Source organism: Kitasatospora sp. NPDC088351 (assembly GCF_040685575.1).
GTDB lineage: Bacteria > Actinomycetota > Actinomycetes > Streptomycetales > Streptomycetaceae > Kitasatospora.
This window is the reverse complement of sequence record NZ_JBFBIL010000006.1, coordinates 37,643-61,954: the sequence shown is the minus strand read 5'-3', so window position 1 is coordinate 61,954 and position 24,312 is coordinate 37,643. Positions and strand designations below refer to the sequence as shown.

The window sequence follows — 24,312 nt, the reverse complement described above, 5'->3', positions numbered from 1 at the left end:
GGGGTCGGGAGTCGGAACCGGGGGCTGCCACGCCACGATGGTTCCACGCGGGCGGGGCCGGACGCATCAGGGTGCCCCCCCTACCCTCTCTCAGGGACAAGTCAGGGTCCGGACAGGGCTCGGACCGGTTGGGCCGGGGCCCGGCAGCCACCAGGATGGTGGACATGACCGAAGACCACCCCCTCCAGGAGACCGGGCCGAACTCCCCGCCCGAGCCGGAACGCCCCCCGCTGACCCGGACCGAGCACCGCCGCGTGGTGGCCGGTGTCTGCGGCGGCCTGGGCCGGCATCTGGACATCGACCCGGTGGTCTTCCGTGTCGTGACGGCCGTGCTCTGCCTCTCCGGCGGCCTCGGGCTGTTCCTGTACGGGCTGGCCTGGCTGATCGTCCCGACCGAGCCGGTCCCGGACGGCAAGGGCGGCCGCACGGCGGGCCGCACCGAGCTCCAGCGGGTGCTCACCGGCCGGGTGGACGGCCAGTCGGTCGGCGCGGTGCTGCTGACCGTGATCGGCACCGGGGTGTTCTTCTCCTCCATGGGCGACGGGGACCAGATGTTCCCGCTGCTGCTGCTCGGGGCCCTGGTCTTCCTCGCGGTCCGCTACGACCCGGAGCGCCGCCGAGGCCGCCGGCGCGGCCGGGAGCGCCACGGCGGCCCGTTCGACCGGCACTTCCCGGAGCAGGAGCCGTCGGGCTCCGCCTACTCCTGGCCGCGGCCGGCCGAGGACCAGCGGGCGCGGGCGCGGCACGCCGAGGAGCGGGCGGCCGGAACGGTCCCGGCCGACACCCCGCACACCGGGCCGAGCGGCTACCTGTGGGATCCGCGCCACCCCGAGCGCAACCCGTACGACGGCGCCGCCGCTCCGCACGGCACACCCGTCCCGCCGGCCGGGCCGCAGGCGGAGCCCTGGTGGCGGCGCCCCGACCTGCCGCAGGGCGATCCGCTGCGCAAGGGCGGCCCGGCGGCGCCCCCCGCGGCCCCCCCGGTGGTGCACCGCCGGTGCGAGCGCTCGGCGCTCGGCTTCTTCGGCCTGCTGGTGGCGGTGGGTGCGGCGACCGCCGTCTGGTCGGCCTCGGCGGACCGCAGCACCACGGTGCTGAACGCCACCGTGCTGGCGACCGCCCTGCTGGTGGTCGGTCTGACGCTGCTGGTCGGCGCGAAGTTCGGCCGGGCCCGGCGGCTGACCGTGGTGGGGCTGCTGCTCACTCTGGCGCTGAGCTTCGTCGGTCACTCGTCGGTCTCGATGCAGAACGCGGCCGGCCATCGCAGCTGGAGCGTCGTCTCGGCGAGCGAGCTGGAGCCCACGTACGTCCTCGGGGCCGGCGACATCGAGCTGGACCTGGCCGGGCTGGACCCGGCCGGTGCCGCCGTGGGCACCACCGTGCAGCTGGGCATGGGCAACCTGACCGTCACGCTGCCGTCGGACGTGACGGTGAACCTGCGGACCCGCGTCGTGCTCGGCAACGTCCGGGCGCCCGGTGAGCCGGTCACCAGTGACCGGACCACCCGTACGTACCAGTACCAGCCGTTGAACGGTCAGACATCCAAGGGCACGCTCGACCTCCAGCTGACGGTCGGGCTCGGCGAGATCAAGGTGGTCCAGTCGTGAGGAAGCACCAGCTCGACCTGTTCTCGCTGATCGCGGGCGGACTGTTCACCGTGATCGCGGTGCTCTACCTGGTCGCGTCGCTGAACGACATCACGGTGAACGGCCGGATCGTCATCCCGGTGACGTTCATCGTGCTGGGCGTCGGCGGCCTGGCCGGGGCGGTCGCGGCGATGACCCGGCGCGGCCGCTGCGACGAGCCCCGCCGGGACTGAGCACGCCCTGGGGGCGTCAGCTCTGCAGCGGCCCGAGGTTCAGCTTGTCGCCGTCCTTGGTGACGCCGTACCTGGGCAGCGCCTTGGTGGCCGGCCCGTTGACCACGGCGCCGGTGGCCGCGTCGAACCGGGAGCCGTGGCACGGGCAGTACAGCTGCCCGTTCTTCGGCGCGTCGACCGCGCAGCCGGAGTGCGTGCACACCGCGGAGAAGGCGCAGTACTGGCCCGCCTTGGGCTGGACGATGTAGACGGCGTCGCCGGTGGCCGGGTCCTTGACCTGGGCCGAGCCGCCGACCGGGACGCTCGCGGCGGCCACCGAGACGGCCGGCGCGGCGGGACCGGCCGGGGCGGACCGCTGGGGCACGGCCGCCTGCTTGGGGCGCCCGAAGGTGGCCGTCAGCGAACCGGTGAGCAGCCCCCCGCCGCCGATCGCGACGGCCGCGATGCCACCGTCCACCACCGACCGCCGCCTGACGTGCTGCTCACGCAGCCCGCGCGCACGGTCCCGGGCCGACCGCCGGGCGAGGTAGCCGTCCACCGACAGGTACGGGGTGCCGGCCAGCACCAGCGGCGTCCAGGCCATCAGGTAGGCCAGGTCGTTGCCGAGGTAGTACGGCGAGACGTTCCAGCTGACGGTCAGCCAGAGGCTGAGGCTGATCAGCGCCCCGCCGAGCGCCGCGGCCCGGCCCCAGAGGCCGACCAGGGTGCCGAGGCCGACCGCCAGCTCGCCGAAGGCGATGGCCAGCGCGAACGGGGTCGGCGCGTGCAGGGCGGCGCCGAGCAGGAAGGAGACCGGGCTGCTGTCCCTGACCGCCTGGGTCTGCGAGACGAACGACGCCGGGTCGCCCGCGCCGGCCAGGTAGTGCGAGTCGGAGAGCTTGTCCAGCGCCGCGTAGACGAAGGTGACGCCGAGGAAGATCCGCACCGGCAGCAGCGCGTACCGCGAGGCGAGGTTCTTGCGCCGGACCGCCCGGCCGGCCGCTCCCCCGCCGGCCACCATGGAGCTGCTGGCCTCCGACATCGCTCACACCTTCCTTCCCTGCCTGCCACGCCCGGGCAGGTCCGGTCCGCATTCTGCACGGTCGCGAGCGCTTTCGGTGGGAGGTCCCACCCGTCCGGCGCCCGGTACACCGCGAACGGCCGCGCCGCCGCTCCCTTGTCCACGGGAACGACGGCGCGGCCGCTCAGTGCCGGCGGGGAGCGGTCACTCCCACTCGATGGTGCCCGGCGGCTTGCTGGTGACGTCCACCACCACGCGGTTCACGTCGCGGACCTCGTTGGTGATCCGGGTGGAGATCTTCGCCAGCACGTCGTACGGCAGCCGCGACCAGTCGGCCGTCATGGCGTCCTCGGAGGACACCGGACGCAGCACGATCGGGTGACCGTAGGTACGGCCGTCGCCCTGGACCCCGACGCTGCGCACGTCGGCGAGCAGCACGACCGGGCACTGCCAGATCTCGCGGTCCAGACCGGCCGCGGTCAGCTCCTCGCGGGCGATCGCGTCGGCGTCGCGGAGCAGGTCCAGGCGCTCCTTGGTGACCTCGCCGACGATCCGGATGCCCAGGCCCGGGCCCGGGAACGGCTGGCGCTGGACGATCTCGTCCGGCAGGCCGAGCTCCTGGCCGACCATCCGGACCTCGTCCTTGAACAGCTTGCGCAGCGGCTCGACCAGCTGGAACTGCAGGTCCTCGGGCAGGCCGCCGACGTTGTGGTGGGACTTGATGTTGGCGGTGCCGGTGCCGCCGCCGGACTCCACCACGTCCGGGTACAGGGTGCCCTGGACCAGGAACTCCACCGACTCGCCGTGCTCGCCGGCCTCGGCCACGATCTCGGCCTGGGCCTGCTCGAAGACCCGGATGAACTCCCGGCCGATGATCTTGCGCTTCTCCTCGGGGTCGCTGACCCCGGCGAGCGCGGTCAGGAACCGCTCCTGCGCGTCGACGACCTTCAGCTGGACGCCGGTGGCCGCGACGAAGTCCTTCTCGACCTGCTCGGTCTCGCCCTTGCGCATCAGGCCGTGGTCGACGTACACGCAGGTCAGCTTCTCGCCGATGGCCTTGTTGACCAGGGCCGCCGCGACCGCGGAGTCGACGCCGCCGGAGAGGCCGCAGATGGCGCGCTTGTCGCCGACCTGGGCGCGGATCAGCGCGACCTGCTCCTCGACGACGTTGCCGGTCGTCCAGGTCGGCGCCAGGCCGGCGCCGCGGTAGAGGAAGTGCTCCAGGATCTGCTGGCCGTGGTCGGAGTGCAGCACCTCGGGGTGGTACTGGACGCCGTAGAGGCGGGCCTCGTCGTTCTCGAAGGCCGCGACGGGCACCACGCCGGTGGAGGCGGTGACCACGAAGCCCTCGGGGGCGGCGGAGCAGGCGTCGCCGTGCGACATCCACACCGAGTGCTGCGCCGGGACGCCCTCGAACAGGGTGGAACCGGCGCGGGAGACGGTCAGCGGGGTGCGGCCGTACTCGCGGGCGCCGGTGTTGTCGACGGTGCCGCCGAGCGTCACGGCCATCAGCTGGAAGCCGTAGCACATGCCGAAGACCGGCACGCCGGCCTCGAAGATCGCGCGGTCGATCCGCGGCGCGCCCTCCTCGTAGACCGACGACGGGCCGCCGGAGAGGATGATCGCCTTCGGGTTCTTGGCGAGCATCTCGGCGACCGGCATGGTGCTCGGCACGATCTCGCTGTAGACCCTGGCCTCACGCACCCGGCGGGCGATGAGCTGGGCGTACTGGGCACCGAAGTCGACGACCAGGACGGTGTCGGTCTCAGGTACGGACTGGTCGGGAATAGCAGAGGACACGGACGGCCTTCCGGCAGCGGTACGAAAGGTGTCGCGCGCCACGCGTCCTACAAGGGTGGCGGCGGGCGACGGGCTGGGGGTCTAGGGCCGAGTCTACCGGGCGGCCCGGTTTCACTCGTCTGCCCGCCGCCGGGACCGTGACCGGCCGGGTGGCCGGTTCGTTGCTCCAGACGACCGTACGACCGCGCCGCGCCCGCCAGGTGCGCCGCCTCCGCCCCGGCAGGGGCGCTGCCGTACGGGCTTGCAGGACCACGCGTGGAGCTCATCCCAGTCCACCGGCGCGCGTGGCGCCGCCGCGGTCCCGGCCCCGCCGGGAGCGGTGCGCCGTGGGACCGTGCGCCGGTGCGGCGGTCGGCCAGCAGGGGACAGCGAACCCGGCCGCGACTGGAATCAGGAAGGTGGGGCGGTCGGTCCCCGGGGACGCCCGGAGGCCGACCGTCGCACCCCGGCGCATGCCCTTTGCCGTCCCACGCCGCTACGCGCGTCCCCGTGCGCTCCGGCCGACCACCATCACTACGCACCGTGATCACCGCTGTGCCCGTCGGAGCCTCCCACGCGGACGGGCACAGCCCTCCCGAACCGGCCGGGCCGAAAATGGACTGTACCGAAGTACGCCGAATCGGTTGCAGAACAAGCCCTTCGTCCAGCACGATGCTGCTTGGAAGCAGTTCTCCCGGCGGGCCCGAGGCCCTTCGCGGAGGCCGTCCCCCGATGCCGCCAAGACCCGAGGCGGCAACGATTTTCACCTCACGCTCCGTGAGCGAAGGCCCGGCGCAGACACGCGCGCCGAACCGCCGCGCCGCGAGCGTGCGCGCCCCGCGCGACCGGCCCATCCACGCCGGAGCCGCGACGGCGCGACCCAGAATCCGACCGACCCGACGGCGCTCCTCCCCCGGCGCCGTCACCTCCAGCACCGGCGCCGCCCTGACGCCGAGTGCTGAGCGACAAAGGGCCCCGTTCCCCCGCGGGGCCCTTTGCCCTGTCCGGGCCCGGGCCGGCCTGGTCCCGACGGCTCGGGGTCACCGCGGACCCTGCGGCGGCACCGGCCCTTCAGGGCCGCTTCCTCGGAACCTCCGGCACGGCGAGCAGCGGCAGCCGCAGCGCGCCGAAGGCGTCCTGCGGAACGGCCGGCCGCACCGGCGCCACCGGGGCGACCCGCCGGTACTCCTCGCCCGGAGCCGGGCGCGGGTCCTCCTCGCCCTTGTTGGGCCACATCGACATCGCCCGCTCGGCCTGTGCGGTGATCGTCAGCGAGGGGTTCACCCCGAGGTTCGCGGAGACCGCCGAGCCGTCCACCACGCTGATCCCGGGGTGCCCGTGCAGCCGGTGGTACGGGTCGACCACGCCGCTCTCCGGGGTGTCGCCGATCGGGCAGCCGCCGAGGAAGTGCGCCGTCATCGGGATGTCGAAGATCTCGCCGACGGTGCCGCCGGCGAAGCCGTTGATCTCGTCGGCCAGCGCCCGGGCGCCCTGCTCGGCGGCCGGGATCCAGGTCGGGTTGGGCGCGCCGTGGCCCTGGGTGGACGTCAGCCGGCTCCTGCCGAGGCCCTTCTTCTTCAGCGAGACGGTGATCGAGTTGTCCAGGGACTGCATCACCAGGCCGATGATGGTCTTCTCCGACCAGCGGTGCTGGTCCATCGACCGGGCGAAGGTCACCGGGTGCCGGGCCGCCGTCCCCAGGTAGCGCAGCCAGCGCGGGGTCCGGCCACCGCCCTTGACCTGCATGATCGACAGCGCGCCCATGGCGTTGGAGCCCTTGCCGTAGCGCACCGGTTCGATGTGGGTGTTCTCGTCCGGGTGGATCGATGAGGTGATCGCGACGCCCCGGGTGAAGTCCGCCCGGGAGCCGTACCGCCGGTCCGTGGTCTGCGCGCCGACCAGCGCCTCGGAGTTGGTGCGGGTCAGTTCGCCGAGCCGGCCGGAGATCCGGGGCAGGTGGCCGCCGTCGCGCATCCGGTGCAGCAGCGACTGGGTGCCGTAGGTGCCGGCCGCGACGACCACCCGGGCGGCGGTGACGGTCCGCGCCCCCGCCTTCACCCGGTCGGTGGTGGAGCGCGCGTCGGTCCGGCGTAGGTCCACCGCGTAGCCCGGGCTCCCGTCCGCGCCCCGGTGCTCGCGGATCCGGGCCACCGTGGTGAGCGGGTGGATCTCGGCGCCGCCGCGCTCGGCCAGGTACAGGTAGTTCTCGGTGAGCATGTTCTTGGCGCCGTGCCGGCAGCCGGTCATGCACTCGCCGCACTCCACGCAGGCCCGCCGCTTCGGACCGGCGCCGCCGAAGTACGGGTCCTCGGTCTCGGCGCCCGGGGCCGCCCTGGCCCTCCCTTCGGCGTCCTTTCCGTCACCGAAGAAGACCCCGACCGGCGCCAGGTGGAAGGTGTGCCCGACGCCCATCCGCTCGGCGGCCGCCCTGAGGTGGACGTCGGACGGGGTGACGGTCGGGTTCAGCCGCACCCCGAGCATCCGCTGCGCCTGGTCGTAGAAGGGCGCCAGCTCCTCCTGCCAGTCGGTGATGTGGCGCCACTGGCGGTCCTCGAAGAACGCCTTCGGCGGCACGTACAGGGTGTTGGCGTAGTTCAGCGAGCCGCCGCCGACCCCGGCGCCGGCCAGGATCAGCACGTTGGCCAGCAGATGGATCCGCTGGATGCCGTACAGGCCGAGCCGGGGGGCCCACAGGTAGTCGGCCAGGGCCCAGGAGTTCCGGGGCAGTTCGTCGCGGTCGAAGCGCCGCCCGGCCTCCAGGACGGCCACCCGGTAGCCCTTCTCGGTCAGCCGGAGCGCGGCGACCGAGCCGCCGAAGCCGGAGCCGACCACGACCACGTCGTAGTCGAAGTCCGCCGCACCGCTGGACCCCACCATGTGCCACCGCTCCTTCGGGAAAAGAACTGACGTCGGGGACGGACCGGACGAGCCGCCCGGCGGGCGCGGCTACCGGAAGCGCAGCGCCTTCAGCACCCGCAGCCCGCCGGTGAACACCGCGGCGAACTGCCGGTCGTCCAGGCCGAACGCGGGCGCGAGCGGCACCAGCCGCTGGCCGGCGATGGTCTGCGCCTCGGTGAACCGCAGGATGCCGTCGGCGCCGTGCCGCCGGCCGAGCCCGGACTCCCCCATCCCGCCCATCGGCGCGGAGACCGAGCCGTACGCCGCCGCGTAGCCCTCGTTGATGTTGACCGTGCCGGTGCGCAGGCGGGCCGCGACGGCCCGGCCACGCCGCGAATCCCTCGTCCAGACACTGGAGTTCAGCCCGTACGCGGTGGAGTTGGCGGCGGCCACCGCCTCCTCCTCGGTGTCGAAGCGGTAGACCGAGACCACCGGGCCGAAGGTCTCCTCGGCGCAGACCGCCATCTCCGGGGTGACGCCGTCCAGGATGGTCGGCTCGTAGAAGAACGGGCCGAGGTCCGGCCGGGCCCGGCCGCCGGCCAGCACCGTGGCGCCGCCCTTGACCGCCTCGTCCACGTGCCGCGTGGTGGCGTCCAACTGCCGTACCGAGACCAGCGATCCCATGTCCGCGCCGTACGCGAGGCCGCCGCCCAGGCGCAGCGCCCGGGTCCGCTCGGCGAACCTCGCCAGGAACTCCTCGGCCACCGAGCGGTGCACCAGCAGGCGTTCGATCGCGATGCAGAGCTGGCCGGCCGAGGAGAAGCAGGCCCGGACGGCGCCCTCGGCGGCCCGGTCCAGGTCGGCGTCGGCGAGCACCAGCATGGCGTTCTTGCCGCCGAGTTCGAGCGAGGCGCCGACCAGCCGGGCGGCGGCGCGCTGGGCGACGTCCCGGCCGGTCCGGGTGGAGCCGGTGAACGAGACGTAGTCGGCGTGCTCGACCACGGCCGGGCCGACCACCGGGCCGTCGCCGACCACGATCTGCCAGAGGTCGGCCGGCAGCCCGGCCTCGACCAGCAGTTCCCGGGCCCAGAGCGCGGTCAGCGCGGTCTGCGTGTCCGGCTTGTTGACCACCGCGTTGCCGGCCACGAAGGCGGGCAGGGCGTCGCCGATGGACAGCTCCAGCGGGTAGTTCCAGGGCGAGATGTGCCCGATGACACCCTTGGGCCGGCGGGCCTCGACCGCCCGGGTCAGCACCGGCAGCGCCCCGCCGTGCCGCTTGTCGCGCAGGTACGCGTGGGCGGCGCGCCCGTAGTGCCGGGCCGCCATGGCGACGGCCAGCACCTCCTCGAAGGCGTGCAGCCGGGCCTTGCCGGTCTCGGCCTGGATCAGGTCCAGCACCTCGTCCTGTCGCTTGAGCAGCAGGCCGTGGAAGCGCAGCAGGACGGCGGCCCGGCGGCGCACCGGCAGCGCGGCCCAGGCGGGCTGGGCGCGCCGGGCCAGCTCGTACGCGACCTCGACGTCGGCCGGGGTGGACTGCGGCAGGCTCGCCAGCCGCTCGCCGGTCAGCGGGGCGACGGTCTCCACCAGGTGCGGCTCGCCGGTGGCCGTGACGCCGCCGGCCAGGCGGGAGACCAGCGAGGCCGGGACGGCCGAGGCGACGGTGCGGCCGCCGCCGGGCGCGACCGGGTTGCGGGCCGCCGAGCCGTCGCCGGTGTGCTCAGTGGCCGCTGCATCTGCTGTGAGGTCCGTCATACGGCGCAGCCTAGGCGCTCGGCGGCCGGTTCGGTACCCGCCGGTAACAAGAAACCGCCCGTGTCGGGCGCGCGCGCCGCCGCGCGCGCCCGCCGAACGGGTTCAGCGGGTCGGGGTGAAGTCGTTGAGCACCGTGGTGAACCGCCGCTCGCCCTCGGGCCAGTCCGCGTCCGGGCAGGACAGGTAGACGGCGTAGCCGGTGCCGTCGCCGTCGATGAACTCCGCCTCGATCGCCCGCCGCCGGCCACCCTCCTTGGCCGCGTAGCTGAACTCCCAGACCGCCGCGTCGTGGCCGTTCACCCCGACGCTGGTCAGCTTGTGCTGGCGGTAGTCCTTCAGCTTGGAGACGGTGGTCTCCATCTGCCGCAGGTGCTCCAGCGGCTTGACCGACTGGCCGACGGTGACGGCGAACTGCAGGTAGTGCGTCTTGTTGTCGGGGCTGTAGAAGATCTGGTTCGCGTTGTCCGTGCTGCGCTGCCAGGCCGGGGTGGCGACCGGCAGCGGGAAGCGGAAGCCCGCCGGGTCGTCCACCCAGCGGTAGCCGAGGGGCGCCGGTTCCGCGTTGCCGGGGGCGCCGGCCTTCGGCTCGCCGGAGACGGCCGGGGTGAGCTCCGTGACCGGGGCGTCGTGGTGACGGGTCACCAGGAAGGTGGCCCCGGCCGCGAGCACGGCGACGGCCAGGCCGATCAGGGCGAGCCGCAGTACGGTGCGGCGCTTGGCCGGGCCGCGCGCGGGCGCGACGGGGTGCACCACCGGCGCGGTGGGCCCGGTGGGTACCTCCACGGGCGCCGGGGAGCCGACGACGGCGCCGCCCGCGCCGTCCGTCCCGTCCACCCCGCCCGCGCCGTCCGCCCCTGCCGCGGCCGGCTGCGACCCGGTCGGTGGCTCCGGCTCGACGGCGGAAGCCGACTCGGACGGCTCCCCGTTGCGGTCCACCAACGGCACCGACCGGGTCGGCATCTTGAGCGGCGCGACGGCCTTCAGGCCGATGGTGTGCCCGGCCTGCACCTCGGCCAGCATCCGGGCCGCCTCGTCCGCGGCCGGACGGTCGGCCGGGTCCTTGGCCATCAGCGCGGCCAGCACCGGGCCCAGCGGCCCGGCCCGGCGCGGCTCCGGCAGCGGCTCGGCCACCACGGCGGCCAGGGTGGTCAGCGGCGAGGTCCGGCGGAACGGCGACTCGCCCTCCACCGCGGCGTACAGGGTCGCCCCGAGGCCCCACAGGTCGGAGGCCGGTCCCGGCCGCTCGCCCTGGGCCCGCTCCGGCGCCAGGTAGTCGGGCGAACCGACCAGGTCCCCGGGCCGGGTCAGCTCGGCCGAGCCCTCGTAGGTGGCGATCCCGAAGTCCAGCAGCACCACCCGGCCGGTCCCGCGCTCCAGCAGCACGTTGGCCGGCTTCACGTCCCGGTGCAGTACGCCCAGTTGGTGGCCCCGGTGCAGCGCGGCCAGCACCTGGCTGCCGACCTCGGCGACGGCGCGCGGCTGCAAGGTGCCGTCCTGGCTGATCACGTCGGCCAGCGAGCGGCCGTCGACCAGCTCCATCACGATCCACGGGCGGCCGTCCTGCTCCAGCACGTCGTGGACGGTGATCACGCCGGGGTGCTTGATCCGGGCGGCCGCGCTGGCCTCCCGCTTCATCCGGGCGTGCAGGATCTGCAGCTCCTCCTCGGGGAGGTGACTGACAGTGAGCTCCTTGACCGCCACCTCGCGGTCCAGCATCCGGTCCCAGGCCCGCCAGACCGTGCCCATGCCGCCCCGGCCGAGCCGGTCGCCCAGCTCGTAGCGCCCGGCCAGCAGCCGCTCCACCTCGGCCGCCTCCGGCCGGTCCTGCACGCCCATCGGCGACCGCTCCCCCTCATCCACCGCCGTCACCGCGACGGAGGGCCTGGTGCAGACCACAGTTCGAACAAATCCCACGCACACACTAGGCGCACCGCCCCCACCCCGGTAATCACCCCCGTCCGCCGTACCGCGACGGCTTCCCGGGCGGGCACCGTCAGCCTGCGAACAGCACCACAGCCGCCACCCCGAGCACCAGCAGCAGGAACACCCCGGCGACCAGCAGCGGGCCCAGTAGCGCCGGCGGCACCCGCGGCGGCCGGGCCGGCTCCGGGCCGGTCTCCGCCGCCACCGGCTCCCGGCCGGGCCCGCCCCGGCCGCGCCGACGCGGTGTCAGCGGCACCAACGGGCCCTCCGGCTTCACCGTGAGCAGCCCGGCCGCCCGTTCCTCGTCGACCGGCTCCGGCGCGCCCGCCAGCAGGTCCGCCAGCTCCCGCTGGATCTGCGCCGCCGTCGGCCGCAGCGCCGGATCGGGCTGGAGCAGCCGCTCCACCAGCGGCGCCAGCGGCCCGCACACCGCGGCCGGCTCCCGTCGCCCGTCGCGCACCGCCGTCACCAGCTCCGGCACCCCGTGGTCCGGGAACGGCGAACGGCCGGTCACCAGCCGCTGCATCAGCACGCCGAGCGCCCAGCAGTCGCCCGCCGGGCCGCCGTCCAGCGGCCAGCGCTCCGCCACCGGGCCGACCAGGGTGGCCCGCACCTCGTACCGGCGGCGCCCACCGGGCCCGCCCAGCTCCTCGGCCAGCGCCTCCTGCGCCACCCCGGACAGCAGCCCGCCCAGCAGCGCCGCGCCGTCCTCGCAGACCAGCACCGACTCGGTGGTCAGGTTGCCGTGCGCGAGGCCCGCCTCGTGCAGCGCCCGCAGCGCGCCCGACAGGTCCGCCGCCACCTCGGCCACCCGGTACGGCGGGACCGGCCCGGCCGCGGCCTGCTCGGACAGCGGCACCCCGGCCGGCCACTCCTCGACCGTCCAGAGCAGCTCGCCCTCGACGAACGCCCCGACCCCCTGCAGCAGCCGGGGATGCGTCGCCGCGGCCGCGCCCACCGCCCCCACCCGGCGGACCAGCCGCTCGCCCTGCTCGGGCACCGGGTCGTCGGGATCGTGACCGCTCGTCAGCAGGCCCGGCAGCTCCAGGCCGCGCAACAGGACGAGGGCTCCCGTCCGCTCGTCCACGGCGAGCGCGCGCGCCGCCTCCGGATGATCCGTCAGCCGGTAACGACCCGCCAGCATCTGCCCCGGGACCGCTCGCATGCGTGTTCCTCTCGCTCGCCGCCCAGCCTAATTGTCTGCCGCATTACGCTCGATCCCATGGACTGGACCGATCTGATCGACGCGGCCTTCGACGTGGCCGGCAACAACAACAGCGACACCCGGGCGGAGGCCCTGCGCACCGTCGAGGCGAACGTCGCACCCGACGAAAAGCCGGTCGCATCCACGGCCGGGCGCCATCCCGACCACTTCCGCAAGGGCGTGCTGGTCCTCACCACCCACCGGCTGCTCTTCCTCAAGGACGGAAAACCGCCGGTCCCGGTTCCGCTTTCGGCGGTCACGGACGCCACCGTGACCAGGACCCGGTTCAACGGCGAGGTGCTGCTGGTGGTCGCGCTCACCGGCTCGCACCGGTTCGAGGACGTGGCCAAGGCCGAGGTCTTCGCCGAGCAGATCCGGGCGGCCGCCCGGCTGTCCCGTAACGCTACGCCCAAGTCCCTCGCCCCCGCCCCGGCCGCCGCGCCCTCCACCGGTGCCGAACTGCTCGACCAGCTGGAGCGGTTGGCCGCCCTGCACACCGCGGGGGCCCTCACCGACGAGGAGTTCGGCCGCGCCAAGCAACGCCTGATCGGCTGAGCACCCCGGCTACGGCGCGGGCTGGAAGGTCGCGAAGGCGGTCTCCCTGGCCTGGACGTTCTGCGGTGCGTTCCAGTCCGTGTCCGGGGTGGTCCAGTAGATGGCGTAGCCGTACTTGGCCGGGGTGCCGGTGACGAAGCCCCGGTTGAGCGAGTGCGTGCGGGGGCTGCCGGACGTCCACTCCCAGTCGGCGGCGTTGGTCCACTCGCGGTAGTTGACGGCCTGCAGGACCACCCGCTGGTAGTTGGTGACGCGGCCGCGGAGCCCGGGCTCGGACTCCTTCCAGTCGGCGAGGGCGTCCGGGCCGGGGCTGGTGGTCCACTCCACGGTCAGGGTGCTGCCGCCGCCCTTGAAGATGTGCCGGACGGAGTCGGAGCCGGCCGATTCCAGCCAGTCCGGCAGCACGATCGAGAAACCGGACGGGTCCTTGTACGCGTGGTACCCGGCCGGCACGGCCGCACCGGCCGGGGCCGGCGGGGCCGGCGGGGCCGACGACGGCGCCGGGGCGGGCGGGGCGACGGTCTGCTCGGCGGTCGTGGTGACGGCGGACGGCGTGGTCGGGGCGGTGCTCGGGGCGGCGGGCGTGGTCGCCTCCGGGGCGCCGCTCGCCGGTTCCGTCCCGGCCGGGGGCGTGTCCGCCGGGGGCGTGTCCACCGGCGGGGCGTCCGCGCCGGTCGACAGCCCGACGGTGACTCCGGATCCCTGCGCCGCCCCGTTGTCGGAGCCGCCGAACGCCCGCACCAGCGCCACCGTCCCGGCGATCAGCAGCACCACCAGTACCACCGCGACCACGGCCAGCCGCCGCCGGCCCTTGCGCGGGTCCGCACCGGCCGCCTGGGTCGCGCCCAGGGTCCACTCGCCGCTCACCGGCTGGACCGGCTCGGGCCCGGCCGCGGCCTCCGCCGCGGCGACGGGCTCCTCGTCCTTGGCCCGGCTGCCCACCCGGACGGTGCCGAGCAGCCCGCCGACCGGCCGCTTGCCGGTGGCCCCGCCCGCGTTCTCGGTGTTCTCGGTGTTCTCGGTGTCCTCGCCGCTCCCGCCGTCCTTGCCGTCCTCGCCGGCGCCCTTGACGTCCCCGGCGTCCTCACCGCTGCCGGACGCGCCCTGGCCGACCGCACCGGCCGCAGCGGTCACCCCGGCCGCACCCGCCGCCCGCACCGGCATCGCGTGCTCGGTGGTCGACTCGGCCCGCGCGGTGTCCTCGGCGACCACCCGCTTGAGCATCGACCGGGTCTGCGAGGCGTCCAGCCGCTCGACCGGGTCCTTCGCCAGCAGCCCCTCGATCACCGGCAGCAGCGGGCCCGCGTTCGTCGGCGTGGTGAGCTCCTCGGTCATCACCGCCGTGAGGGTGGCCAGCGCCGAACCCCGGTCGTACGGCGGCCGGCCCTCGACCATCGCGTACAGCGTGCCGCCCAGCGACCACAGGTCGGCCGGCGGGCCTGGCTTCTGTCCCCGGGCCCGCTCCGGCGAGATGTACGAGGGCGCGCCGACCAGCATTCCGGTGGAGGTGACCGAGGCGTCGCCCTCGACACTGGCGATGCCGAAGTCGGTGAGCACCACCCGGCCGTCCTCGCCGATCAGCACGTTGGACGGCTTCACGTCGCGGTGCAGGATGCCGAGCGCGTGCGCGGCGCTCAGCACCCCCAGCACGTCGAGCGCGATCTCGGCGGCCCGGACGGGCTCCAACGGCCCGTCCTCCTTGATCACGTCCGCCAGCGAGCGGGACTCGACCAGCTCCATCACGATCCACGGCCGGTCGTCCTCGTCGACCACGTCGAAGACGGTGACCGCCGAGCTGTGCCGGATCCGCGCCGTGGCCTTGGCCTCGCGCAGCGTACGGACGATCAGCCGGTGCTTCTCGTCCTCCTCGACGCTGGCGTTCATCCGCAGTTCCTTGACCGCGACGATCCGGCCCAGCATTTCGTCCTCGGCGCGCCAGACGGTGCCCATACCGCCGCGCCCGAGCACCGCGTCCAGCCGGTAACGGCCGGCCAGAAGGCGGCCGGTGGAACCCTGCGCCTGGGTCATTCGGAACGTTCCCCCATGTGCTGCTGGCGGTCGAGGTGACGGCGCGTCGGCCCGGCGTCGGGCCCGAACGCCAAGCCTCCATCATCCCCTGTCCCGAGGGCCCTCGACCACCCGGCCCCCGGCCACACCTCCGGCGAACCGGACGACGGTCGCGCTCCGTGCCCGATCTGTGATCGAAACCCCTGTCCGGCCGGGCCCGGGCGCTGCTAGCGTTCGGCAGCTCACAGTCTTTCCGGGGGGATTCGACGCCCATGACCGCACCCACACCGGGCGCTGACGGCCAGTCGGGACGGCCACGAACGGCTCAGCACTACTCGGTCGCGCCCGAACCGGACACCCCCGAGGGCTATGTCGCCCCCGGTATGCCCGGCGCCCCGGTGGCCGGTTACGAACCCTCGCCCGCACCCGCCGCCGACGGCCGGCACCACCGCACCGGCCTGGCCGCCGCGACCGCCGCCGCCGCGATGCTGCTCGGCGCCCTGGCGTACGGCAGCGCGCCGGCCCGGGTGCAGGACACCATCGGCTGGCTGGCGATCGCCCCGGCCGCCGCCGTCGCCTGGCCGCTCGGCCGGCTGGGCGGCCACAGCCGGGTCCTGCCGCTGCTCGGCGCGGCGCTCGCGGCCGGCGCGCTCTTCCTCGGCCAGCTGCTGGGCCAGACCCGGCGTCTGCACGAGCTGGCGGGCACCCCGTACGGCGAGCTGCTCGGCGACGCGCTGACGCTCTGGCGCGAGGACCGCCGGCTGCTGGACGTCGCCTTCTACGGCATCGCCCTGATCGGCGGCTTCATCCTGACCCGCCGCACGGCCTCCCGGGACTGACCCGGAGCGACGAGGCCCCCACCGGGCGGTGTCCGGTGGGGGCCTCGTCAACCGTGCGTGACCGGGCTCAGCGGTGGTTGAGCGCCGGGTTGACGGTCACCTCGACCCGCTGGAACTCCTTGAGCTCCGAGTAGCCGGTGGTGGCCATGGCACGGCGCAGCGCGCCGAACAGGTTCATGGTGCCGTCGGGGGTGTGCGACGGGCCGGTGAGGATCTCCTCGGTGGTGCCGACGGTGCCGAGGTCCACCCGCTTGCCGCGCGGCAGCTCCTCGTGGACGGCCTCCATGCCCCAGTGGAAGCCACGGCCGGGGGCGTCGGTGGCCCGGGCCAGCGCCGCGCCGATCATCACCGCGTCGGCGCCGCAGGCGATGGCCTTGGCCAGGTCGCCGCTGTAGCCGACGCCGCCGTCCGCGATCACGTGGACGTAGCGGCCGCCGGACTCGTCCATGTAGTCGCGACGGGCGGCGGCCACGTCGGCGACGGCGGTGGCCATCGGCACCTGGATGCCGAGCACGCCGCGGGTGGTGTGGGCGGCGCCGCCGCCGAAGCCGACCAGCACGCCGGCCGCGCCGGTGCGCATCAGGTGCAGCGCGGCGGTGTAGGTGGCACAGCCGCCGACGATGACCGGGACGTCCAGCTCGTAGATGAACTGCTTGAGGTTGAGCGGCTCGGCGGCGCCGGAGACGTGCTCGGCGGAGACGGTGGTGCCGCGGATGACGAAGACGTCGACACCGGCGTCGACGACGGCCTTGGAGAACTCTGCGGTGCGCTGCGGGGAGAGCGCGGCGGCGGTGACCACGCCGGAGTCGCGCACCTCCTGGATCCGCTGCTTGATCAGCTCGGCGCGGATCGGCGCGGCGTAGATCTCCTGCAGGCGGCGGGTGGCGGCGGCCTCGTCGTCGAGCCGGGCGATCTCGTCGAGCAGCGGCTGCGGGTCCTCGTAGCGGGTCCACAGGCCTTCGAGGTTGAGCACACCGAGACCGCCGAGGCGGCCGATGGTGATGGCCTGCTGCGGGGAGACCACGCTGTCCATCGGGGCGGCCAGGAACGGCAGCTCGAAACGGTAGGCGTCGATCTGCCAGGCGATCGAGACCTCCTTCGGGTCCCGCGTACGACGGCTGGGGACGACGGCGATGTCGTCGAAGGAATACGCCCGGCGGCCGCGCTTGCCTCGCCCGATCTCGATCTCAGTCACTTCGAGCCCTTCTGGTTTGTTGCTCGTACCCGCCGGGTCACCCCGGCCGTCCCCAGTATCCCGCACGCGCTGTTACTCGCGCGCTCGCCTCCGGGGCGCCCCTTCGGCTCGGCACGCTCCTTCGGCTCGGCGAGGGGCGCGCCCCTCCCGGCGCAGGAGCCGGACACGCCTGAGGGGCCCGCGGTGGCGGGCCCCTCGGGCGGACGGTGTCAGCGCGTGGTGTAGTTCGGCGCCTCGACGGTCATCTGGATGTCGTGCGGGTGGCTCTCCTTGAGGCCCGCCGAGGTGATCCGGACGAACCGGCCCTTGCTCTCCATCTCGGCGATGGTGGCGGCGCCGACGTAGCCCATGGTCTGGCGCAGACCGCCGACCAGCTGGTGCAGCACGGCGGACAGCGGACCGCGGTAGGGCACCTGGCCCTCGATGCCCTCGGGGACGAGCTTGTCGTCCGAGGCCACCTCGGCCTGGAAGTAACGGTCCTTGGAGTACGAGCGGCCCTGGCCGCGGGACTGCATGGCGCCCAGCGAGCCCATGCCGCGGTAGGACTTGAACTGCTTGCCGTTGATGAACTGCAGCTCGCCCGGGGACTCCTCGCAGCCGGCCAGCAGCGAGCCCAGCATCACGGTGTCGGCGCCGGCGGCGAGCGCCTTGCCGATGTCGCCGGAGTACTGCAGGCCGCCGTCGCCGATCACCGGTACGCCGGCCGCCTGGCAGGCGAGCGCGGCCTCGTAGATCGCGGTGACCTGCGGGACGCCGATGCCGGCGACCACCCGGGTGGTGCAGATGGAGCCGGGGCCGACGCCGACCTTGACGCCGTCCACGCCGGCGTCGATCAGCGCCTGGGCGCCGTCACGGGTGGCGACGTTGCCGCCGACCACGTCGACCTTGACGGCCGACTTGATCTTGGCGATCCAGGCCAGCGCGTTGTGGCTGTGCCCGTGCGAGGTGTCCACGACCAGGAAGTCCACCCCGGCCTCGACCAGGGCCTGGGCCCGGTCGAACGCCTCGGCGCTGGCGCCGACGGCGGCACCGACCAGCAGCCGGCCCTCGGCGTCCTTGGCGGCGTTCGGGTACTTCTCGGCCTTGACGAAGTCCTTGACGGTGATCAGGCCCTTGATCCGGCCCTCGTCGTCGACCAGCGGGAGCTTCTCGATCTTGTGGCGGCGGAGCAGCCCGATCGCGTCCTCGCCGGAGATGCCGACCCTGCCGGTGATCAGCGGCATCGGGGTCATGATCTCGCGGACCTGGCGGCTGCGGTCCGACTCGAAGGCCATGTCACGGTTGGTGACGATGCCGAGCAGCTTGCCCGCCTCGTCCGCGATCGGCACACCGCTGATCCGGAACTTCGCACAGAGCGCGTCGGCCTCGGCCAGGGTGGTCTCCGGGCCGACCGTGATCGGGTCGGTCACCATGCCGGACTCGGAGCGCTTCACCAGGTCGACCTGGTTGGCCTGGTCCTCGACGGAGAGATTGCGGTGCAGGACGCCGACGCCGCCCTGGCGGGCCATCGCGATCGCCATCCGCGACTCGGTGACCTTGTCCATCGCCGCGGAGAGCAGCGGGATGTTGACGCGCACGTTCCGGGAGACTCGCGAGGAGGTGTCGACCTGGTTCGGCAGCACCTCGGAGGCCCCGGGCAGCAGCAGGACGTCGTCGTACGTGAGCCCGAGCATCGCGAACTTCTCGGGTACGCCTGCGGCGTTGTAAGACATTTCGGGGTACCTTCCGTGGCCGGCCTATTCCGCTCGCGCCCTGAGGTGGGGGCGCTGTCATCGCTCACTCGCTCAGGCCGCCGAAACGCTCGGTGCCTTGGAGGAACCTCCAGGGGAACCCCGCCCGCACCCACGAAACTTTGGCGACCCGCCCAGGCGCCGATACCCCATCGTACTGGCACCGCGAATGTGTCCTCGTGTGCCCTTGACAACACCGGCCGCCCATGAGCCATTCCGCCCCGGGCCAGGATCAGGAGGACTCCTCCGCGAGCGCCCGCAGCCGGCTGAGCGCCCGGTGCTGCGCGACCCGGACGGCGCCGGGCGACATCCCGAGCACCTCGCCGGTCTCCTCCGCCGACAGCCCGGCGGCCACCCGCAACAGCACCAGCTCGCGCTGACGGGCCGGCAGGTTGGAGAGCAGTTCCTTGGCCCAGGCCGCGTCGCTGCTCAGCAGCGCCCGCTCCTCCGGGCCGAGCGCCTCGTCCGGCACCTCGGGCAGGTCGTCCTGCGGGACCACCGTCGAGCCGGGCCCGCGCATCGCGGCCCGCTGCAGATCGGCGATCTTGTGCGCGGCGATGCCGTAGACGAAGGCCTCGAAGGGCCGCCCCTGGTCCCGGTAGCGCGGCAGCGCGCAGAGCACCGCCACGCAGACCTCCTGGGCGACGTCGTCCACATGGTGCCGGGCACCACCCGGCAGCCGGACCAGCCGGCCCCGGCAGTACCGCAGCGCCAGCGGGTGGACATAGGCGAGCAGCGCGTCGATCGCCGGGCCCTCGCCGCGTACGGCGGCCGCGACCAGCTCGCCGACCAGCGGCGAACTCCCGCCGCCGAGCACCGGCGGACGGCCGGGGCCTGCCTCGCCGGGATCCGCGTACGACGCGTCGTGGCCCGCGCCGGAGGGCTCGGCCTCCACCGGGTCCGCCTCGCCGGGAGTACCGGCCACGTCGTCACGCATCGGTCCATGGTGCCTGGTCGAGCGGGAAAACGCGGCACCGCGTCCGGAGTTGTGCACCGGAACGTTATGCGGTGCGGCATCGTACGTCACACCGTCGCGCACCACCGGCCCCTCCTGCACCGTGCCGCCTCCCGCCCCGCCGCCGTCGGTGGTCCTGTCCGTCGCGCTGTCCGCCGAGTGTCCTGCGGCCGTGTGGTTCGCCGCAGTGCCTGTCCGCTGGTCCCCGAGGTGCTCCACTCCTCCATGGTGCAACCTCGGGACCGTAACGTCACACGCCTGTGCGGGGCCTGTCCTGGGAATCGCGAGCAGCGCGCCGCGACCGGCGGGGCCGCCGATGGTCAGCGGACCAGGCCCCAGCGGAAGCCCAGCGCCACCGCGTGCGCACGGTCCGAGGCGCCGAGCTTCTTGAACAGCCGCCGGGCGTGGGTCTTGACGGTGTCCTCGGAGAGGAAGAGCTCGCGGCCGATCTCGGCGTTGCTGCGACCGTGGCTCATACCCTCCAGCACCTGGATCTCACGCGCCGTCAACGTGGGCGCCGCGCCCATGTCGGGGCTGCGCAGCCGGCGCGGGGCGAGCCGCCAGGTCGGGTCGGCGAGGGCCTGGGTGACGGTGGCCCGCAGCTCGGCGCGCGAGGCGTCCTTGTGCAGGTACCCGCGGGCGCCCGCGGCCACCGCGAGGGCGACGCCGTCGAGGTCCTCGGCGACGGTGAGCATGATGATCCGCGCGCCCGGGTCGGCGGACAGCAGCCGGCGGACCGTCTCGACCCCGCCGAGGCCGGGCATCCGGACGTCCATCAGAACGAGATCGGAGCGGTCGGCCACCCAGCGGCGGAGGACCTCCTCCCCGTTCGTCGCGGTGGTGACCCGGTCGACACCGGGTACGGTCGCGACCGCGCGGCGAAGCGCCTCGCGGGCAAGCGGGGAATCGTCGCAAACGAGAACGGAAGTCATGACCGTCGTCCTCCGCAGCTGATCCGCGTCACGTTGAGCCTCCTGGCTGGTACGAATCTCTCCGACACGGCCGGTCGACGACGGACTCCGGGCCGATCGCCGCTACTCCCCGCGATCGTTCCCGACATCCGGCGCCCGCTTGCCGCCTCCGCACTTCCAACGACCGTCACTCGAATGAGTTACGGCTTTCAGAGCCATCTCCACCACTGTACGTGGCCAACCCATTACCGATCAGCCGCATCGCGGTGCACACGCCGCACTTTTGTGCCGCTCGCGCGCGGTCGGCGTACGACCCGCACACGGGTACGGAGTCGCGCGCGCCCGCGGGCCACCCGATTGCCACGTCCGCGCCCGCCGGAGCCCATGCCCTCTTTGCCCTTTTTTATAGCTTTTCTACGGTCATTGACTGTTGTGCCACTCTGTGGGTGACTTGTCCATGGAGTTGCCTTAAGTCATATTTCCAGGTGTCCACACCAGCGCATCGAAGCCTCGCCGCGCCGCACAGCAACACCCCGCTGGGGCCGGCCGGCGGCCGACGAGCCTCTGAAGGGAATGAGCCATGGCAGATTTCTCCCGCCTCCCCGGCCCCAACGCGGACCTCTGGGACTGGCAGCTCTCCGCGGCCTGCCGCGGCGTGGACAGCTCGCTCTTCTTCCACCCCGAGGGCGAGCGCGGGGCCGCGCGCAGTTCGCGCGAGGCCAGCGCCAAGGAGGTCTGCATGCGCTGCCCGGTGCGCACCGAGTGCGCCGCGCACGCGCTGGCGGTCCGCGAGCCGTACGGCGTCTGGGGAGGTCTGACCGAGGACGAGCGCGAGGAGATGATGGGCCGCTCGCGGCACCGTCTGGTAGAGGTACCGCTGGTCGCGCCGACGGGGGTACAGCACTAATCGCAAACCCGCGCCACGCCGTGGAGAAACGTTTCTTCGCGGCGCTTCAGGCCGCTCTGGCGCCGTGCGACCCCGGGTCAGCGTCCGCCGGCCGCGCCCGCCAGCCGCTCCAGCATCAGCGCCACGGCCGGCACCTCCGCGAGGTCCGGCAGGGTCAGGGCGACCACCTGCCGCACCGCCGGCGCCCCCGAGGCGGTCCGCACCGGCACCGTGGACACGCCGTCAGGGCGCACCGACTCCAGCGCCAGCCCCGGCAGCACCGCCACCCCGAGCCCGGCCGCCACCAGGCCGACCACCGCCGGGTAGTCGTCGGTCGCGAAGTCGATCCGGGGCTCGAAGCCCGCCCCCGTGCACAGCTCCACCAGATGCCCCCGGCACTGCGGGCAGCCCGCGATCCACTGCTCCGCCGCCAGCTCCGCCAGCTCCACCGGCCCGCCGCCGCGCCCCGCCAGCGGGTGCGCGGCGGGCAGCACGCCGACCATCGGGTCGTCCAGCAGCGGGGTGACCACCAGGTCGGACCAGTCGGTGACGGCGGTGAGCTGCTGCGCCTCCAGGTTCGCCTCCGCCCGCGCCTCGCGCGGCACGCCGTGCGCGGGCGGCGCCGGCAGGGCCGGGGCGGCCCCGGCCGTCTGCGGGTAGCGGAAGGCCAGCGCGATCTCGCACTCCCCGCCGCGCAGCATCGCCAGCGACTCCGGCGGTTCCGCCTCGACCAGCGACACGCGCACCCCCGGATGGCCGTCCCGCAGCCGGGCGACGGCCGGCGGCACCAGGGTGGAGCTCGCGGTCGGGAAGGAGACCAGCCGCACCCGGCCGGCCCGCAGCCCGGCGATCGCCGCGACCTCCTCCTCGGCGGCCGAGAGCCCGGCCAGGATCCCGGTGGCATGCTTGAGCAGCACCCGCCCGGCCTCGCTGAGCTGCATGCCCCGCCCGGACCGGACCACCAGCGGGGTGTCGACGGACTTCTCCAGGGCCTTCATCTGCTGGCTGATGGCAGGCTGCGTACAGCCCAGCTCGCGAGCGGCCGCGGAGAAGGAGCCGGTGCGGGCGACGGCACGCAGAACGCGCAGATGGCGGGCCTCGATCATGACTCAGTTATAAGGCAAACTTTGCTATAAGCAAAATTCATCTGATAGTTGAATCCCGAAGCAGACCACCGGCCCATACGCCGCAGGCCCGGCCCGCGTCCCCGAGGGGAGCGGACCGGGCCTGCGGTCACTGATCAGACGTCAGTGGGAGTGGCCGTGGCCACCGTGCGAGTGACCGTGACCGGCCTCCTCGTCCTCCTTCTTCTCCACCACGAGGGTCTCGGTGGTGAGCAGCAGGGAGGCGATCGAGGCGGCGTTCTCCAGCGCGGAGCGGGTGACCTTGACCGGGTCGATGACGCCGGCCTTCACCAGGTCGCCGTACTCGCCGGTGGCGGCGTTGTAGCCCTGGCCCGCCTCCAGCTCGGCGACCTTGGAGGTGATGACGTAGCCCTCCAGGCCGGCGTTCTGGGCGATCCAGCGCAGCGGCTCGGCCAGCGCCTTGCGGACGACCGCGACACCGGTCGCCTCGTCGCCCGACAGGCCCAGGCCGTCCTCCAGCACCTTGGCGGCGTGCACCAGGGAGGCGCCACCGCCGGCGACGATGCCCTCCTCGACCGCGGCACGGGTCGCCGAGATGGCGTCCTCCAGACGGTGCTTGCGCTCCTTCAGCTCCACCTCGGTGGCGGCGCCGACCTTGATGACGCAGACGCCGCCGGCCAGCTTGGCCAGGCGCTCCTGCAGCTTCTCGCGGTCCCAGTCGGAGTCGGTGTTCGCGATCTCGCCCTTGATCTGGGCGACGCGGCCGGCCACGGCCTCGGTGTCACCGGCGCCGTCGACGACGGTGGTCTCGTCCTTGGTGATGGTCACGCGGCGGGCGGTGCCCAGCACGTCCACACCGGCCTGGTCGAGCTTGAGGCCGACCTCCTCGGAGATGACGGTGGCACCGGTCAGGGTGGCCAGGTCGCCGAGGATCGCCTTGCGGCGGTCGCCGAAGCCCGGGGCCTTGACGGCGACCGCGTTGAAGGTGCCGCGGATCTTGTTCACCACGAGGGTCGACAGCGCCTCGCCGTCGACGTCCTCGGCGATGATCAGCAGCGGCTTCGAGGAACCGCCCTGGAGGATCTTCTCCAGCAGCGGCAGCAGCTCCTGGATGGAGGAGATCTTGCCCTGGTTGATCAGGATGTACGGGTCCTCCAGGACCGCCTCCTGCCGCTCCGCGTCGGTGACGAAGTACGGCGACAGGTAGCCCTTGTCGAACTGCATGCCCTCGGTGAAGTCCAGCTCCACGCCGAAGGTGTTCGACTCCTCGACGGTGATGACACCGTCCTTGCCGACCTTGTCGATCGCCTCGGCGATCAGCTCGCCGACCTGGGTGTCCTGCGCGGAGAGGGACGCGACGGCGGCGACGTCGTCCTTGCCCTCGATCTCGCGGGCGATGGAGAGCAGGTGCTCGGAGACGGCGGCGACGGCCTTGTCGATGCCCTTCTTCAGGGCGGCCGGGCCGGCACCGGCGGCGACGTTGCGCAGCCCCTCGTTGACCAGGGCCTGGGCCAGCACGGTGGCGGTGGTGGTGCCGTCACCCGCGACGTCGTTGGTCTTGGTGGCGACCTCCTTGACGAGCTGCGCGCCAAGGTTCTCGTACGGGTCGTCCAGCTCGACCTCACGGGCGATGGTGACACCGTCGTTGGTGATGGTCGGGGCGCCGAACTTCTTGTCGATGACGACGTTGCGGCCCTTGGGGCCGATGGTCACCTTGACGGTGTCGGCCAGCTTGTTCACACCGCGCTCCAGCGAGCGGCGGGCGTCCTCGTCGAACTGCAGGATCTTCGCCATGTTCCCTATTCCCTCGGGGCTGCGGCCGGCCCACCGACCG

General features: G+C 73.6%; 18 protein-coding genes and 1 pseudogene. 5 read left to right on the top strand and 14 right to left on the bottom strand.

The window, feature by feature from the left end; translation table 11 throughout:
• The first annotated feature begins 164 nt into the window (after positions 1–164).
• Positions 165–1,607 carry a PspC domain-containing protein gene (locus AB0P06_RS06655; protein WP_363605559.1) on the top strand — a complete coding sequence of 481 codons (1,443 nt, stop codon included), beginning with the start codon at positions 165–167 and terminating at the stop codon, positions 1,605–1,607.
• Positions 1,604–1,819: a hypothetical protein gene (locus tag AB0P06_RS06650; RefSeq protein WP_363605558.1), complete on the top strand. Its 216-nt coding sequence runs from the start codon at positions 1,604–1,606 to the stop codon at positions 1,817–1,819. Before AB0P06_RS06655 ends, AB0P06_RS06650 begins: the two co-directional genes overlap by 4 nt.
• Positions 1,820–1,835: 16 nt before the next feature.
• On the opposite strand, the gene AB0P06_RS06645 is transcribed toward AB0P06_RS06650, so the two are convergent.
• The 7 genes and pseudogenes from AB0P06_RS06645 to AB0P06_RS06615 all read right to left on the bottom strand — a co-directional run bounded on the left by AB0P06_RS06645 (position 1,836) and on the right by AB0P06_RS06615 (position 12,276).
• Positions 1,836–2,135, bottom strand: coding sequence for a Rieske (2Fe-2S) protein (locus AB0P06_RS06645; protein WP_363605797.1), 300 nt, complete (start codon positions 2,133–2,135; stop codon positions 1,836–1,838).
• Positions 2,136–2,333: 198 nt separating this feature from the next.
• Positions 2,334–2,819: pseudogene (locus tag AB0P06_RS06640) on the bottom strand (DoxX family protein); the annotation flags it as partial.
• A 204-nt stretch (positions 2,820–3,023) separates the two neighbouring features.
• Positions 3,024–4,619: a glutamine-hydrolyzing GMP synthase gene (gene guaA / locus AB0P06_RS06635; protein WP_363605556.1), complete on the bottom strand. Its 1,596-nt coding sequence runs from the start codon at positions 4,617–4,619 to the stop codon at positions 3,024–3,026.
• A gap of 1,050 nt (positions 4,620–5,669) precedes the next feature.
• Positions 5,670–7,475 (bottom strand): GMC family oxidoreductase, encoded by a 1,806-nt coding sequence (locus AB0P06_RS06630; protein ID WP_363605555.1) that lies wholly within the window; start codon positions 7,473–7,475, stop codon positions 5,670–5,672.
• A gap of 69 nt (positions 7,476–7,544) precedes the next feature.
• Entirely contained in the window at positions 7,545–9,188 is a 1,644-nt protein-coding gene (locus AB0P06_RS06625) for a succinic semialdehyde dehydrogenase (RefSeq protein ID WP_363605553.1), read from the bottom strand.
• A gap of 102 nt (positions 9,189–9,290) precedes the next feature.
• Entirely contained in the window at positions 9,291–11,024 is a 1,734-nt protein-coding gene (locus tag AB0P06_RS06620) for a protein kinase (protein WP_363605552.1), read from the bottom strand.
• Between the two features lie 157 nt (positions 11,025–11,181).
• A complete protein-coding gene (locus tag AB0P06_RS06615; RefSeq protein WP_363605550.1) occupies positions 11,182–12,276 on the bottom strand; it encodes a protein kinase in 1,095 nt (364 codons plus the stop codon).
• 57 nt (positions 12,277–12,333) lie between these two features.
• Here AB0P06_RS06615 and AB0P06_RS06610 point away from each other — a divergent pair, with 57 nt between their 5' ends.
• The gene (locus AB0P06_RS06610) at positions 12,334–12,870 is read left to right on the top strand and encodes an SHOCT domain-containing protein (protein WP_363605549.1); all 537 of its coding nucleotides are present in this window, start codon (positions 12,334–12,336) and stop codon (positions 12,868–12,870) included.
• A 9-nt stretch (positions 12,871–12,879) separates the two neighbouring features.
• On the opposite strand, the gene AB0P06_RS06605 is transcribed toward AB0P06_RS06610, so the two are convergent.
• Positions 12,880–14,898: a protein kinase gene (locus AB0P06_RS06605; RefSeq protein ID WP_363605547.1), complete on the bottom strand. Its 2,019-nt coding sequence runs from the start codon at positions 14,896–14,898 to the stop codon at positions 12,880–12,882.
• A 251-nt stretch (positions 14,899–15,149) separates the two neighbouring features.
• Between AB0P06_RS06605 and AB0P06_RS06600 the strand changes: the two genes are divergently transcribed.
• Complete coding sequence (locus tag AB0P06_RS06600) at positions 15,150–15,716, top strand: hypothetical protein (RefSeq protein ID WP_363605546.1); 567 nt, start codon at positions 15,150–15,152, stop codon at positions 15,714–15,716.
• 67 nt (positions 15,717–15,783) lie between these two features.
• Here the strand turns inward: AB0P06_RS06600 and AB0P06_RS06595 are convergent, their stop codons facing one another.
• The 4 genes from AB0P06_RS06595 to AB0P06_RS06580 form a co-directional block, all read right to left on the bottom strand.
• Complete coding sequence (locus AB0P06_RS06595; RefSeq protein WP_363605544.1) at positions 15,784–16,911, bottom strand: GuaB3 family IMP dehydrogenase-related protein; 1,128 nt, start codon at positions 16,909–16,911, stop codon at positions 15,784–15,786.
• Between the two features lie 209 nt (positions 16,912–17,120).
• Positions 17,121–18,623, bottom strand: a complete 1,503-nt coding sequence (gene guaB, locus AB0P06_RS06590; RefSeq protein ID WP_363605543.1) for an IMP dehydrogenase — start codon at positions 18,621–18,623, stop codon at positions 17,121–17,123.
• A gap of 250 nt (positions 18,624–18,873) precedes the next feature.
• Positions 18,874–19,578 (bottom strand): sigma-70 family RNA polymerase sigma factor, encoded by a 705-nt coding sequence (locus tag AB0P06_RS06585; protein ID WP_363605541.1) that lies wholly within the window; start codon positions 19,576–19,578, stop codon positions 18,874–18,876.
• 338 nt (positions 19,579–19,916) lie between these two features.
• Positions 19,917–20,528 (bottom strand): response regulator transcription factor, encoded by a 612-nt coding sequence (locus AB0P06_RS06580; protein WP_014136228.1) that lies wholly within the window; start codon positions 20,526–20,528, stop codon positions 19,917–19,919.
• A gap of 559 nt (positions 20,529–21,087) precedes the next feature.
• Between AB0P06_RS06580 and AB0P06_RS06575 the strand changes: the two genes are divergently transcribed.
• The gene (locus tag AB0P06_RS06575; RefSeq protein WP_363605540.1) at positions 21,088–21,414 is read left to right on the top strand and encodes a WhiB family transcriptional regulator; all 327 of its coding nucleotides are present in this window, start codon (positions 21,088–21,090) and stop codon (positions 21,412–21,414) included.
• 77 nt (positions 21,415–21,491) lie between these two features.
• Here the strand turns inward: AB0P06_RS06575 and AB0P06_RS06570 are convergent, their stop codons facing one another.
• Both AB0P06_RS06570 and groL read right to left on the bottom strand, forming a co-directional pair.
• Positions 21,492–22,499, bottom strand: a complete 1,008-nt coding sequence (locus tag AB0P06_RS06570; RefSeq protein ID WP_363605539.1) for a LysR family transcriptional regulator — start codon at positions 22,497–22,499, stop codon at positions 21,492–21,494.
• A 141-nt stretch (positions 22,500–22,640) separates the two neighbouring features.
• Positions 22,641–24,272: a chaperonin GroEL gene (groL, locus tag AB0P06_RS06565; protein ID WP_363605537.1), complete on the bottom strand. Its 1,632-nt coding sequence runs from the start codon at positions 24,270–24,272 to the stop codon at positions 22,641–22,643.
• Between the last annotated feature and the right edge of the window lie 40 nt (positions 24,273–24,312).